This window comes from Erythrobacter sp. S267, from assembly GCF_057365045.1.
The window spans coordinates 2,378,054-2,392,574 of record NZ_CP200298.1; the positions used below are offsets into that span (position 1 = coordinate 2,378,054).

The 14,521-nt window shown below is 56.4% G+C and carries 13 protein-coding genes; 10 read left to right on the forward strand and 3 right to left on the reverse strand.

Going from position 1 to position 14,521, the window contains the following annotated elements:
* Window positions 1–166 precede the first annotated feature (166 nt).
* The 7 genes from AC0V6X_RS11090 (at window position 167) to AC0V6X_RS11120 (ending at window position 7,762) form a co-directional block, all read left to right on the forward strand.
* Window positions 167–466, forward strand: a complete 300-nt coding sequence (locus tag AC0V6X_RS11090) for a hypothetical protein (protein WP_486184603.1) — start codon at window positions 167–169, stop codon at window positions 464–466.
* Window positions 463–1,809: a hypothetical protein gene (locus AC0V6X_RS11095; RefSeq protein ID WP_486184604.1), complete on the forward strand. Its 1,347-nt coding sequence runs from the start codon at window positions 463–465 to the stop codon at window positions 1,807–1,809. Before AC0V6X_RS11090 ends, AC0V6X_RS11095 begins: the two co-directional genes overlap by 4 nt.
* Before the next feature lie 87 nt (window positions 1,810–1,896).
* Complete coding sequence (locus AC0V6X_RS11100) at window positions 1,897–2,388, forward strand: hypothetical protein (RefSeq protein ID WP_486184605.1); 492 nt, start codon at window positions 1,897–1,899, stop codon at window positions 2,386–2,388.
* Between the two features lie 220 nt (window positions 2,389–2,608).
* Window positions 2,609–3,454: a caspase family protein gene (locus tag AC0V6X_RS11105; protein WP_486184606.1), complete on the forward strand. Its 846-nt coding sequence runs from the start codon at window positions 2,609–2,611 to the stop codon at window positions 3,452–3,454.
* Between the two features lie 262 nt (window positions 3,455–3,716).
* On the forward strand, window positions 3,717–5,405 hold the full coding sequence (locus AC0V6X_RS11110) for a TIR domain-containing protein (RefSeq protein ID WP_486184607.1): 1,689 nt from the start codon (window positions 3,717–3,719) through the stop codon (window positions 5,403–5,405).
* On the forward strand, window positions 5,402–6,238 hold the full coding sequence (locus tag AC0V6X_RS11115) for a hypothetical protein (RefSeq protein ID WP_486184608.1): 837 nt from the start codon (window positions 5,402–5,404) through the stop codon (window positions 6,236–6,238). Before AC0V6X_RS11110 ends, AC0V6X_RS11115 begins: the two co-directional genes overlap by 4 nt.
* 24 nt (window positions 6,239–6,262) lie before the next feature.
* A complete protein-coding gene (locus tag AC0V6X_RS11120) occupies window positions 6,263–7,762 on the forward strand; it encodes a TRAFs-binding domain-containing protein (protein WP_486184609.1) in 1,500 nt (499 codons plus the stop codon).
* Between the two features lie 8 nt (window positions 7,763–7,770).
* On the opposite strand, the gene AC0V6X_RS11125 is transcribed toward AC0V6X_RS11120, so the two are convergent.
* Window positions 7,771–8,424 (reverse strand): Crp/Fnr family transcriptional regulator, encoded by a 654-nt coding sequence (locus tag AC0V6X_RS11125; RefSeq protein WP_486184610.1) that lies wholly within the window; start codon window positions 8,422–8,424, stop codon window positions 7,771–7,773.
* Between the two features lie 379 nt (window positions 8,425–8,803).
* On the opposite strand from AC0V6X_RS11125, the gene AC0V6X_RS11130 reads away from it, so the two are divergent.
* On the forward strand, window positions 8,804–9,865 hold the full coding sequence (locus AC0V6X_RS11130; protein ID WP_486184611.1) for a fatty acid desaturase: 1,062 nt from the start codon (window positions 8,804–8,806) through the stop codon (window positions 9,863–9,865).
* 351 nt (window positions 9,866–10,216) lie between these two features.
* On the opposite strand, the gene AC0V6X_RS11135 is transcribed toward AC0V6X_RS11130, so the two are convergent.
* Window positions 10,217–10,378 (reverse strand): hypothetical protein, encoded by a 162-nt coding sequence (locus AC0V6X_RS11135; protein ID WP_486184612.1) that lies wholly within the window; start codon window positions 10,376–10,378, stop codon window positions 10,217–10,219.
* 42 nt (window positions 10,379–10,420) lie between these two features.
* Complete coding sequence (locus tag AC0V6X_RS11140) at window positions 10,421–11,248, reverse strand: hypothetical protein (RefSeq protein ID WP_486184613.1); 828 nt, start codon at window positions 11,246–11,248, stop codon at window positions 10,421–10,423.
* Window positions 11,249–11,437: 189 nt separating this feature from the next.
* On the opposite strand from AC0V6X_RS11140, the gene AC0V6X_RS11145 reads away from it, so the two are divergent.
* Together AC0V6X_RS11145 and AC0V6X_RS11150 are read left to right on the forward strand one after the other, a co-directional pair.
* Window positions 11,438–13,618, forward strand: a complete 2,181-nt coding sequence (locus AC0V6X_RS11145; RefSeq protein ID WP_486184614.1) for an MAC/perforin domain-containing protein — start codon at window positions 11,438–11,440, stop codon at window positions 13,616–13,618.
* 217 nt (window positions 13,619–13,835) lie between these two features.
* Window positions 13,836–14,468: a response regulator gene (locus AC0V6X_RS11150; RefSeq protein ID WP_486184615.1), complete on the forward strand. Its 633-nt coding sequence runs from the start codon at window positions 13,836–13,838 to the stop codon at window positions 14,466–14,468.
* Window positions 14,469–14,521 lie beyond the last annotated feature (53 nt).

Genomic DNA, 14,521 nt, shown 5'->3' on the forward strand with positions numbered 1-14,521 from the left:
TGAATGTTTTAGTAAGAGGCTCCAGTTGTGGTGACTCGTAGGTCACACTTGGACCATGCCTTTGACCAGTCGGAAATTTGCAACAAAATTCAAGGCGTGATCGGCATCACGCGCGCGCATTTTTTCGGAGGATACAGTCATCGCTCCAACAACAGGGGTGATTTCAATGACAACTATAACGGTCACGATCGAACATGATGCAGGATTGATCTTTGCTCAATTGCATGTGCCGCCGGCAGACGGGCATGCACTTAGCCTCGCATGCCCGGGAGAGACGACGCATCCCAACCAACCTGATGGCGTCTTTCACGTCAACTTGTCCGGCTCCGCGCTTAAAGCAGGGGAGAAGGTCAAGGTTACCTTCGCGACTCCAAACGCGTCGAACAGCAAAAATCGCAAGGTCAGCCAATCATCGACCATCGGCGCCATGGTGCCCTTCACCGTCGCTCAAGGAGAAGTGCTTTGACCGCCACAAAAACAGCATGGGTCCTGCGGGGTGCGTTGGCCTCTTTGGTGGTCAGCAGCCCTGCAATCGCCCAAGATGCAGCAAGCCTTGATCCTGAAGAAGCGGCCGCCATGGAAGCGACCTCAAAAGCGGCCGTGGAAATTCTAGCGGACGAAGGCGCGAGTCTGCTCGGCGAAGGCAGCCCAGCCAATCGTTCTTTGGCTGGATTCAGCAGACCATCCATAAACTTCGAAACGGAACAGGAAGAGACATCGCTCTCGTTTGCCTTTGCCTTTGATCTTGAGGATCATGACCCGGTCGCCTTGCCTCGCTCAGCTGGTGACGAATACAGCCGCTTCCGGGTCACCAGAACAAGGCTTGGCGTTGTTGCCACTGCCCCTATTGAAGAGGGAGACGACCTTGGCGGACTGTTTCAAGGCGATAGCCTCGTAACGGGGACAAGGCTTCGCGTGAGCGTGTCCCGGATGACCAACACGCTTGGCAACGGAGCGGGCACGTTGGGCTCTATCGAGGAGGCCTATGTAACTTGCATCAATAATGCGGAGGGTGAGTGGATCCGCAAAAACCGAAATGGCGACCCGCTTACAGCAGTGGCAGCATTCCGCGATGATTTGGGCCGAGAACTGGCGCGATATCTGGGCAACTACGAAGACCCGTTGCGTAATCTCAGCAATGCCGGAGGTGCGAATTCGCTTGCGCAGGCAGTCTACTTCGCCTGTGCGCCCACTGGCGAACCTGGACATACATACTCAGATGAAACCCAGCTCGTTCTTGGGGTCTTGGGTAAGGATATCAGCGCAGCATTCTACGATCAGAATTCCGTCTTCCGCTTCATGGGCATCGAAGCGACTGCGGGGGTGGACTCCTACTCCTTCCTCGACAGCGATGCCTTTGAGATCACCGAAACCAATCGCACATCATGGGAAGTGTCAGGCTTCTATGGCTTCATCACGCCCAATGGCAATCATTCGGTCCGGGCCAAGGCTGTCTATGGCAAGACCTGGGAGCTGCCGGACGAAACCGAGCTGTGCCGCACTTTCGTCGAGACGATGGAAGAGAAGTGCCTGATGGGCGCAGCCGACGTGCCGATTTCGGATCAAACCGGGGTTTTCTCGCTCGAAACGCGCCATCGTCTCAACCTCATTGATGGACAGCAAATCGCGCTGGCACCGCAAGCAACCTACCGTTTGGACGACGACAGTTTCGGCTTTGAGCTGCCGGTCTATCTGACCGCGGATGAAGACGGCAATCTGAGCGGCGGGATCAAGGTGGGGTACAACACCAAGGACGATGATGTGGCAATCGGCGTCTTTATCGGTGTCCCTTTCAACGTGAACTTCTAGCCCGCTCTGATCCTAGGATCAGCCGGTCCTCTCCCCCGGCGGCCGGACCAATCCTCCGGTCGCCGGGCGACAGAAAGGAGACATATCATGGCAGACGCATCATCAACCGGTTTTATTACGACTTGCAGGACACTTTTCGCGAACACAGTCGAACATTCCAACGCGCTCTATGATCTGGGTGTCGCGTTTCTCATTGCCGGACTGTTCCTGATAATCTTGCGGATGTTCTTCATCCATTTCGCACCAGAGCCACAGCCAACCCCGCGACCATTGCCTCGCTCATCTGCGGCGGCCGCTGTCGGTGTGATCAAGGCCGGGACCGAGTTTGCCAAAGCCCTCACAAATACGCCCGCGCCGGTGGTGGTCTTGCTGTTCGGCCTCCTGCTGGTTTGGATGCCCTATTCCGCCCCGAGCCCAGCCTGCGAGGCTGCGGAAAAGGCGCAGATCGAGGCCGACGCTGCTGCACAGAAGGGCAAGGCGCTTTCTGCCGAAGTGCCAACCGGCACGCCCGCCTCAATCCAGCAGACCGTCTCTGGCGGGCAGACCAAGACAACTGTGACTTGGACGCAGGCATCCTAAGCTAAGCGTCAAGTAGCGGGAACTGGCAGGTGCACGCTTGCCCCAACACAACAAAGGGGTAGCGCAAATGGGGCCAGTTCACGCGGGGGCGGGGGTTCGGTCTGATCCTCCGCCCCTTGTGCTGTTATGGCCTATTCGGTTTGCCTGAGCGTGACGCCGATCACGTGTTTCTTGAGCGGCAATCCATAGCCTTGATTGACCACCAACACAGGAGGAATTCATGGCTGGCTATTCACTTCACATCGGACTGAACCTGGTTCACCCGGACTATTACGATGGCTGGGACGGGGCGCTTAATGCATGCGAGCTGGACGCTGAATCGATGGCACTACTGGCTGAGACAGCCGGTTTCGAAAATCAAGGCATGCTGATGACGGAGAGCGCGACGCGCGACAGCGTCCTGACGGCGATTCAGCACGCCGCTAAGAAATGTGTCCCAGGGGACATCTTCTTGGTCACATATTCTGGTCACGGAGGCCAAGTCCCGGATCTGCGAGAAAAAGGGGATGGCGGGACCGACGAGACCTGGTGCCTGTTCGATGGACAGTTACTTGATGACGAATTGGTGCTCGCATGGCTCAATTTTGCCGAAGGCGTTCGCATCTTGATCATTTCGGACAGTTGTCACAGCGGAGGGATCGAAAAGTATTCGCTCCCAGGCAGCGGGATCGATCCCGGTATCACACCAGGCCTGATGGTACGCCAAGCGCCTGCAAGAGCGCTGCAACGCACCTATTTCACAAATCGCGAGTTTTATGACGGTCTGCAGCAAAAAATCGAAAAGCGCCGAGCAGGCCGTTCCGATCGCGATATCCAAAGCCAGACTACAGCTTCGGTTGCGTTGTTCGCCGCATGTCTTGACCACCAATATTCCTATGAGAAACCGTTTGGCGGGATGTTCACGTCTTCGTTGCTTTCGATCTGGAACTTTGGCCAATTCGATGGAACGTATGACGACATACGGGCTCGCATCACTCCGCAACTGTACAGCGATCAAACGCCCATCATTAAAACGTTCGGAAAGCCCATGCAGGGGTGGCCTGAACAGCAGGCGTTCTCAATCTGATATCTGCAAGTAGCCGATCATCTGACCGCAACGCGTCCAACGTGCACAGAAGCCCACAGTTCTTAGACTGTGGGCTTCCTTCTTTGTCTCGGTGAACGTAAAAAGGTTCAGCCTTGAAGAGAATTCGGCCGATCAAACAGCGAATTTATTTTAACTCTGATAAGACCACCATTGCGATGCGTCTAAAAGAGACCCTATTGTTCTGACTAACGGGAAAGGCTGCCAGTTTGATGCTAAACTGAGCCTAGTGTGGGGAACAGGGGTGAGCTCGAACTACATAGCCTTTTTGAGCTATAGTCATCGTGACGCAGCTAAAGTGCGCAAGCTCCATTCTCAGTTGGAGGCGTATCGACTTCCGCGCAGTTTAGGCGAAGACACAACCGTCCGGCAATCCGACCGCCGCCTCGGCAAAGTGTTCAGAGACAAAGAGGATCTCTCCGCTGCGAGCGATTTGACTGATGCAATTCGCCAAGCGTTAGACAATTCCCAAGTCTTGATTGTGGGTTGTTCACCTTCTGCCAAATCCTCTCATTGGGTTGGTTTGGAGATTGACTACTTCAAGACCAATCATCCTGATCGCCCAATTCTGGTGGCGGTGCTGGATGGCACCCCCCGGGACGTCTTGCCAGAGGCGTTGACCCGCAGCGGGACAGAGCCCTTGGCCGCCGACTTACGACGTAAAGGAGATGGTTGGAGGCTAGGCTTTCTAAAACTGGTCTCTGGCATCGCCGGGGTGCCACTCGACGCACTCATCCAGCGCGACAGCCAACGCCAATTGCGCCGCGTGATGGCGGTCACGGGTATGCTGGGCGTTCTGGCCTTAATCATGGGCTTTATGACGACAATCGCCATCCAGGCCCAAAGCGAAGCCGAGTTTCAGCGTGATCAAGCCGATGGGCTTGTGACCTATATGCTGGATGACTTGCGTGATGAGCTCGAAGGCGTTGGGCGGCTGGACGTGATGGAAGGGGTCAACGAAAGAGCCCTGATCTATTTCCAGAACCAAGGCGAGTTGGATGACTTGCCGCCGAAGAGCCTCCAAACTTGGGCAAGAACGCTCCACCGCATGGGAGAAGACGCCGAGGATCGCGGTCAGCTGGACGACGCCTTCGCAAATTTCGAGCAAGCACACCGCACAACGCTCGAATTGCTGGAACGCGAGCCAGACAACCCCGAAAGGGTCTATGCCCACGCGCAGAGCGCCTATTGGGTTGGCTACATTGCATGGGAGCGGCGCCGTAACGAGGCCGCCTTGGTCTATTGGCAATCTTACCGCGATCTATCGGGCACCTTGTTTGAGCTTGAGCCCAAACGTGCCCGTTCCTTTCTCGAACTGGGCTATTCGGAAGGAAACCTTTGCACCTTCTTCTTGCGCGATGACCGCGATCCAGACCGCGCCGAGAGCCACTGCCTAACAGCCATCGCATTTTTGGAAGACGGGTTAAAAGTCGATCCGGCGGGCAAAGATCTGCTCAAGACACTTGCCAATCGGACCGGATGGCTAGCTCGGCACTATTCAAAACAGGGCAAACACGAAGACGCCTTGGCTTTGCGCCGCAAAGAGGGCGATCTGATGGGAAATCTGCTGGCAGGCGATCCTCAGAACCTGGAATTTATGATGCGCCAGGCATGGGCAATTGCGGGTGAGGCAGAGCAATTGTCGCTGCTGGCAAGGCATGCCGAAGCCACGGCGAAGATCGACCAAGCCAGATCGCTGGGCAAGCGGCTGCTCCAAGTCGAGCCGGGATCGGTCGAATACCTCTCCAGCAAGTTCCGGATTCTTGTGCAAGCGGCGGAGATATCCCGCCGATCCAATGATGGCGGCACAAACGCAGTCGCTCAAGAGGCGCGTGCAGTCCTGAACCGCATCCGCCAAATCGACGAAAGCGAGGTCGAGGAGCTGGCGACACATATCGAAAGATTGAGTTCAACAAGGGGAAGCAAGCAATGAAGATTTTGAAACTGAGCCACGTATCAATCGTCGCCATCGCTCTGGTCAGTCTAACCGCTGGCCAAGGCCAGGCGGGAGGCAGCGGAACAGAAAATGAGTGGGATGATGACGGCATCTCTATTCTGGGACCATTCGGTGTCGGCTACGATTGGGGTGACAATGCAAACTGCGCTCCCACGGGATGTGATGGGACCGGTCCTAGCGGGGGAGAGCAAGAAAATCGGGAGCAGCAAGGGTCAAACATCACGTTCGCCCCGAAGTATCTCAACGTCGTTTTCCTTAGCATGGGCGACAATGGGTCTGTGTCTTCAGCCTATGCGTTCTATCCGCTCCAAGAGTGCACGGTTGCCCATAATGGCAAAGCGCATGAGATCATTCTCAACAGTTATGAAACATCATTTCCACGCACGTGGCTGACCAAAGGTGGGTGCGCCCCGATAACTACAGGGGAGAATTTCGAAGATTGGACCTTCATTGGCCAGACGAAGATCTACATGGATATCGAAGGATTTAACTCGACGTTCAACGAAGACCACCCGATTGTTTTCACGCGATACAGCGTGGGCCGAGAGGTCCGGACGTCCCGCAATTTTTCATTCTACAACGCCGATGTGGTCGATAACACCACACAAAGAGGCGACAAACTGCTGGTGCTCGACAACTACTTCGCCCATCTGAAGCGCGATGGGACCTGGCACCCCCTGCGGAATTCCAGCACCAATGGTGGCTGGAACAAGCGCAGACAGTATTCGATGAACATCCACTTCTTCGCTGGCGATGCTGAAGTCCCGCTCATTTTCGACCCGGACACTGGCAATGGCAGTGACGACTGATAGTGTGTTCTACACCGTATGCCCGTGATCAATTACTCACAGATCCTGCGAACAGCCCGCGCTGGGAATCCGGCGCGGGCTTTGCAGATGTTTGCAGAGCAAGGCTTGGACAGTTCTACGTCCGACCCGAAAGCCCTCACACTCAAAGGCCGCCTGCTCAAGGATCAGGCCAAACGGCAGTCAGGGCAAGCGCGCCGAGAATTGCTCTTGCAGGCAAGCCGCGCCTACGGCGCCGCGTTTGAGCTTGAAGCATCGAGCTACCCTCTCATCAACGCCGCAACGCTTGCCTTCCTTGCCGGCCAACACGAAAGCGCGAAGAAGCTGGCGGCGCAAACGCTGACAATGATAGAGCGGGATCTCAATGAGGGCGAAACGCCCTATTGGCGCGAGGCAACCCGAGCTGAGGCTTTGCTGATACTCGAGCGTCGCCAAGAAGCCGAAAAGGCTCTGGGTGAGGCGACGGCGCAACTTCCCCACGCGTATGAGGATCGCGCAGCGACGCTTGGTCAGTTTGAATTGATCGAAGCGGAGCGGGGAAGCGGCTCGCAATGGCTTGAAGCGTATCGCCCGCCATCATCGGTCTACTTCAGCGGCCTGATCCATATGGAAAAGAATGAGCTACGCCTCAGGCAGAAGATCGAGGAAGCAATTGCTGCGGATCCTCCGGGCTTTGCATTTGGCGCGCTTGCAGCTGGCGCAGACATTATCTTGGCCGAGATGTTGGTCGAACGTGGCGCGCTGCTCCATATACACTTGCCTTGCGATGCCGGCGAGTTTCGCGCGGCATCAGTCGAACCATTTGGCGAAGATTGGGGGGCACGGTTTGACCAGCTAATTGCGATCGCGGAGACAATAGACATTCTTGCGCCCTGCTCGAACGATTTCCCCCGCGCATTCGAAGATATGATAAGTCTATGCGCTCTCACCACTATGGGGGCCACCCTTCGTCAGGCTACAACACTGCGCAGCCGCGCCTTTGCATTGACCATCAGCGCGAGCGGAGAGGCTTTGCGCCCCGACCTGCAATTGTGGCGCGATGCTGGTCAAACAGAATTGACGCTCGACGCCAAGCGAGAAGAGGACGATTCCTGCGCAAAGCAATCCGGCAGACGTCCCCGCTTAAAGCTGCACTCCGCTCTCGCCTTCTCGAATCTGGCAGCAGAAGCAGCACTGCGTGAGGCCAGTAACGACTTGTCTTTGAACGTTTTCGAGGCTGGCGAGACGATACTCTTTCTGGGCGCACCGTCAGGCACTCTTGCGCTCCTTGATCGATGCAAAGGGTCTCTAGGCGATGGATCTGGCGCCGGATTCCTTTTGGACACCGACCCAATTGCCTCTGGCTCGTCCGACGCGACAATAGAGCGCGCTGCGCAATTGTGCGCCGCTGCAGCTCCTGAAACTTGCCTGACTGATCGCGACTCAGCACTGGTCGCAAGCGTTGTTTCGCCTACCGCCATCATCGAGGAGATCGGGGAGATGCGGACGCTTCAAGGACCGATGTCGCTTTGGTCTGTCCAAAGCTGACCCCTCCCTTACATGATCATCTCTTCCAGCATTCGGCGAGAGACAATGGTAAGGTGTTCGTCCGTACGCTGAATGACGCCGCGCCGTTCAAGCCTGCTCATAGCGCGCGACCCTGTTTCGCGCGTCGTCTGTGCCGAAAGGGCAAGGACAGAGACAATCGGAGGCGGCATGATGCGGCCTTCCTCGCCCGCCTCTTTGAGCAGCTCCTGATAGAACCGACCTGTAGCTGATAGCGTGACCCGGTTCGCCAGACGTTCCAATACCATCGAAAGCTGGCCCGAAAAGATGCGCGCGAGACCCCTTGCCAAGTCAGGATGTTCCGCAAGGATGTGACTGAGGCGCACAGCACTGATGCTCAGCGCGCGGACCGGGGTGTAAGCAAACGTGTCGAATGAAGCGTCGCGCTCCATATCGTAAGCGCCAATCAGCTCTCCCGCGCCGCAAGCCGAAATCACTGTTACTTGACCTTCGGGTGAATTCGCTCGCAACTGCACTGTACCGTCAAGGATGATCCAAAACTCGTTGCAGATCTCCCCTTGATGCGCGAGGAAAGTGCGCGGGCGATAGGTCTTGTGCTGGACCATCTCAGCCAGAGCGCGAGCTGAGCTGTCGGAACAGGTCAACAACCGTGCGATGATCGCTGAACGCTCTGCGAAATCCATGCCGGCATTAAACGGTCAAGACACGCAAGTTGCAAGTGGCCAACGCGCCCCTCGCCAAGCTCGACCGTCAAAACTTGCAAAAACTCCCATGAAAAGAAACCGGTGCGCGACGCAGCCCGGAGCGAACTGAGCAACTAAGCCGCTGCCCTATTGTTGCAGAGAATCTGCACGAGGATATGGCCAGCGAACCTTTGCCCATCAGTGTTCCAGGCTCCTTCGACATCACGGCCTTATCGGCCACATGCTCTAAAGACAGCCTCTACGTATCCGTAATTCGACAAAGCGGTTTGAGGGTAAGCCAGCAATTCGCTTGGCTTGGTCGGGAAGACTGCGATAAGACAGTGTCTCCCGCCCCCTTTTAGATGCCGCAAGGACATGAGTGACACATCAATCCCCCAGCCAGGCTAAGGCGCCGCAGTCACAGGACTGCGACGCTGTTTCTACTGAATCAGAGACGAATATCGACATCAATCAGTTGGCGAGGAGCCTTGTCGCTTATCGCAACCCGAGTGCTTCGCGCAGCTGGTACGAGCTTGCAGTGACACTCTTGCCGCTTTTGGCCGTGCTGACGATCATGATTTTTTTCGTGTCGGCGGGCCATAACGTTGCGCTTCTTCTTACGCCGCTCTCTGGCCTGCTCCTCCTTCGCATGTTCATTATTCAGCACGATTGCGGACATGGCGCATTCATGCCGGGAAAGAAACGAAATGACTGGATCGGACGGGCAATCGGCGTGCTCACGCTTACTCCATACGATTGCTGGAGAAAATCACATGAGTTGCATCATGCGGGGACTGGGAACCTTGACGCGCGAGGGTTTGGCGATGTCGATACTCTCACGGTTCGGGAATATCGCTCGCTGTCGCCGCTGAAACGATTTGGATACCGTTTGTATCGGCACCCTGTGACTATTTTGGGCATCGGCCCAGCTTATCTATTCCTGCTCCGGCACCGTCTTCCGATTGGTCTGATGAGGTCTGGTTCACGCTATTGGATCAATGCGATGGCCACGAATGTAGTGGCAGGAGTGCTGCTTGCCGTTCTTGCATGGCAGTTCGGTCTTAGTGCGACCTTGCTGACCTTCCTGCCAACCCTTATTTTCGCGGCGACGGTTGGTGTTTGGCTATTCTACATTCAGCACCAATTTGAAGGCACGCACTGGGATGCCCGCGAGGAATGGTCTTTCAAGGAGGCCGCGCTGCATGGGAGCTCGTATCTGGATCTCCCGGCGCCATTGCGTTGGTTTACGGGCGGCATTGGCATCCACCACATCCACCACCTGATGAGCCGCATACCCTTTTATCGCCTCTATGAGGCGCTCGGCGCCCATCCCCAGCTTGCGAACGTTAATCGCATCACCCCAAGCCAGACGGTCCAGCCGTTTCTGTTGGTGCTATGGGATGAAGAGCAAAGGAAAATGGTGCGGTTTCGCGACATTTAGCCGAGCGGGTGGGCCGGTGATGCAACGCCCGTTGTTGAGGGCACGCCGCTGAGTTGCGGACACATTGCCTCCATGCAGCTGAGCGACTGCCTCGCTAGCCGTCTCAAAGGCTAAAAATTGATCCGCGCGAGTGTCACATCGGGGTCCAATGCCGGTCCCGGCATAAAGCGCTGTCTTACCTCGCCCGTTCCATCGCAAGCATAATCGACGCGCTCACCGTCGCGGAATTGCCATTGCGAAACGGCAAATGTGCTGCCTGTATTTACGCAGTAGAGCGGATTACAATCTGCGATATATTCGCGCGCACTTCATCATGATCAGTCGATTGTTGTAGAGGCATATTTTGCGTTCCTACAGAGTGCCGTTAACAATCAACACCTCTCCCTCTGGCCGTTCTTGGGCGCTTGCCTGGTCGGTGAGGCCAAGCGTGAGCAGCCCCGCCACGGTCAAGGTCAGCAGTCTTGGCGCTATCGGCATCACATAGTTCTCCAAACCGAAGCGTGTCTTCGTCATCTTGAACATCCTCTATCCCCCATATGGGCTATACCAGCCACATCAGCTGCAACGTTCGCCGGTCCATTGGCCTGCAAACTGCCCGCGAGCGCAACGGCTTTGTCCGTAGATCTGTTCAATCCGCCAGCCATCCTCGCCCCGGCGCACTTCGATGAAGTAACGGGCTCCCGAAACGGAGTCATCGCGAAAGCCTTCCTGCGTCATTGAGATCGCGACAAATGGCTCAGTGCTCCAGGGCTTTCCTCTGATCGGAAAGCGGTTTCCCCAGATGCGCTTGTCGATCGTAAGCTGCGTGGTCTGAACGCCCGTATCCGTTTCCGGGTGCCCGGCGAGCAAGGGTTGGATCAGACCAATCACATCTTCATTGCGCCATTCCCGCCAGCCTTCAAAGGGGTCCGCGGACCACTCAGCAAAGTCACTGCGATTGACCCGTGTCACTCGCGGATCAATGTCATGGCGGCGATGCGCGATGCAGTTGGGTTCAGGGTTCTCGACAAGGTCGACAACACCTAGCGAGCGATCATTGAAAACCACGGAATATTGCCGCGCCTCGATATCATCGACCGTCAAGCTGATACGCTGCGCGCCCCCACAATCAGCGGTCACCACTGGGCTTGTAATGGGATGGAAATTGATCGCGCCGCTCAGCGAGATTGTCGCGTAGTGCTGATCGACGAACACTTCCAGATTGTGATCCTTCAAACGCGCCATGCCAGTCTTGCATCCGGTGTCGAATGTGACGGTTAGCTCATTCGAGGTGGTGTTGAGCGTCGGGCAAATGAAAGCAACATTGGATTGCGCCATTGCTGATTGGGCCGAAAGCGCGAAGACGCCTGCCGAAAACAAGGCCATGGAAACTCTCTGTTTCATTGCTTAAACTCCTCACAATGACGGTCTGAATGATGATGCTATACTGCTTCTCATCAGGCCGCACTGAAATGGGGTTGATCCCCCATCGCAAGCAGGGGGAGCCGCGTGATTGGGGGATCAGCCCCATTCGGACCGCGGCATTGGTTGGATAGGTAAATACCCATCCACCAAGTGAAAGGAACGGGGACAATGCTTAAGACGCGCATCGCACTGGCGATCGGAGCAACCGCAATGACCGGCGCTGCGATTTATGCCGCTGACCAGTATATCGGGCAGGCTCCCGACGGAAGCGAGCCGATCACTCTGGCGGTTTCCACGCAATCGTTCGAAGATACGATCAACACCGAATGCGGCATCAGCAACGGGGATTCCGCAGCGGAGCAAAAGCAGGCGGTCGTCAATGAAAGCGTGACGCGAGCGCGGGTATTGGTCGGACGCAGTGTCGGCGTATCGGAAAACACGGCGGAGCTGATCGCAGCGGGGGATTGTCGCTTTCGCTTGGACGGTGTGTGGGTCGAGGATCTTGTCCTCGCGCTGGACAAAAGCGTCACTGCTGAAGGTTTCTCTGGCGAGGATGGCCGTCGCGGCGATCCTGATCTGACCCATGCAACCTACCTCACACCGGAATCGCTGCTGATCGACGCGAGCGAGGATGGGCAGGTTCTAAACATTCGCAATGCGATGGGCGATGGCGATGTGATGGTTGCAACCGCGCTTGATGCAAAACCAATGGCCCAGATTTTTGAGGAGCGCGGCGAGACAAAAACCTATCGGATCCCTTCACCGCAAGACGATGAAGAGGAAACGCAGATCAGGGTCGATGTCGACCGCGTTGGCCGGATGCGCGTGCGGATCGGCGATACCACCTTTTATCGCCCGCAGCCCACGGTTTCGCAGGCAGCTGATCTCAGCGAGGTGAACCCGTTCATGATCGGGTTCAACCTGCTCAACCTGCAAGCCACCCGCAAAGGCTATGACATCTACTCGCAAGATATGTGGGAGCTTGCCGACAACGGCAAGGCAGAGGTCTTCGCCGCCGCCGCACCGAATGAATATGCGGTGATGGAGCAGCGCACTGTTCCGCTAGGCTACAAATTGGTCCCCGAAACGGCTCAAGGCACTCTCATCACCAGCACGCTGATCCGGACCGAACAGCAGTTTCAGAATACGCTGTCCTGGAATGTCGGGGGTAAAGCCAAAACGGGCTTTGATCCAAGCAAGATGGATTACGCCAACTCGGTCGGGGCAAGCTATGCCCGCAGCGAAACCGAGGGCATGCGCAGCAGTCAGGCGACGAGCATCATGCACTCGATGAGCCGGCACAAGCTCTACACGATCGTCCTCGATCAGCCCTTTGTTCGCCTATCAGACGACTTTGTCGTCGCGGTCGATGATGCGCGGCGAGAGGGGCGGTACGATCTGCTGATTGAAAAGTTCGGCACGCATTACCCCTATGCTGTCACCTATGGGTCAGCCGGGCTTGCGACTGCGGAATTCAACGAAGAAACGCTGAGCAATTGGAGCGCTCAGAACGAGAGCGTCGACGTCAATGCAACCTTCGCGATCAAACAGGTCAATTTTGAGCTGGGCGGGGGGATCGGCAACAGCTCAGAGGAAGGCGACAGTTTCATGTCGCAGACCAGCTTCAAAGAATGGCGCGCGATTGGCGGCACAGGCAGTTTCACCGAAGACAGCCACAGCACCGGAACGCCAGCGCCAATTCTGGCTGATCTGCGACCCCTGCACTTGCTGCTGAACCCGCTCAACTTTCCTGACGAGCCAGAGGTTTACACCCGGGTGCGCGAAGAGCTGCGCGTCGCGATTGAGGATTACCTGGCGGCCAATGCTCTCAATAGCGACACAGGGCTGCGCTATATGGACCGCAAGTTCGAAGTCACGCCTGGCGAAATCTATTGCACCAGCAGCGGCTCTGAAAAGCGGGTCGAGATTTATGGCTGGATTGACTTCAAATTCTACGACACCGCCAACGTCCTGCCGGCAAAGAACGCAAACGTCGCCGATTGGAACGACAAAGCGCGTCAGCGGTTCAAGATGAATTGCGGGGACGGCCAGTCTGGCGCGAAGAATATCTCCCAATATGGCGAGAAGATCACGGTTCAAGCTTCGCTTCAACAGCTGGCCAGCACCTATTTCCGCTACAAAGCCAATCTGTCCGAAAATGACGTTGGCTCAAGGGATGATGTGATCCTCGACCGAGCGTTTTTTGGACAGTTCCAGCTTCCGCTGTCCACTCTGGCCACCTGCCAGACCCGGACCATCACGCGGCAGTTCACCCATGCGAAGAACCGGAACACATTCTACGTTACGACCAATGTGCGACGCCTGCCGCTTGAAGGTACATGCGATTGATAGGCTATCGAACCGCAGCCTTAATGGTGGGCCGGAGACTGTGAAATAGCTTCCTTGCCCCACCGCTAAACAGTGCTTCGCTCCCGGCCCCTTCCTTACCATAGGAAGGGGCCGCCTCCCTTGCATGGACAAGTGTTTGCCAGTGTCGCATTGAGCTTTGTATGGATCCCACACCCGACATCTCGGGCTGGGCAGTTACAAGCGAGGGGCAAAGGCTATGGCCAAATATCGTGCGATCATTGCTGACGATCACGCGATAGTCCGTCGCTCCTTGGCCGAGATTCTGGCTGAGATCGGCACAGTGGAGATCGTCGCTGAAGCCGATAATGGGCTCGACACGATCTCCCTGGTCAAACAGCACAAGCCAGACCTCTTGCTGCTGGACGCGGCCATGCCGCTGGCGCGCGGCGTGCAAGTCTATTCCGAAGCACGGCGCTGGTCGCCTGACACCAAAGTCGCCGTGGTCACAGGTTTCACTGCAACTGGAATGCTTGCCGACTGGCTGGCCGCAGGGGTGGATGGATTGTTCCTCAAAAGCGCAGAGCCGGATGAATTCAAGCAAGGTTTCACCGAGATACTGGCTGGCGGGAAATTCGTCGCTCAGGAAGTGGCGGACAAGCTCGCCGCAGAACCCGATCGAGAGGCCATGACAGACCGCGAAAGGGAAGTGCTCAGCCTGATTGCTGCGGGATATCAAAACGTCGCGATTGGCGAAAAGCTGTTCATCAGCCCCAAAACGGTTGAAAAACATCGCGCCAGTTTGATGGCTAAACTGGGAGTGAATTCCGTGTCTGGCCTGTTGGTGCACGCATTGCGCGAAGGCCTGTTGGACGAACATAAGCAATTGTGACTTGGGGCCCGTCAGCCAGAATAGGGTATCTAACCCATCGAGAGCGCCAACGC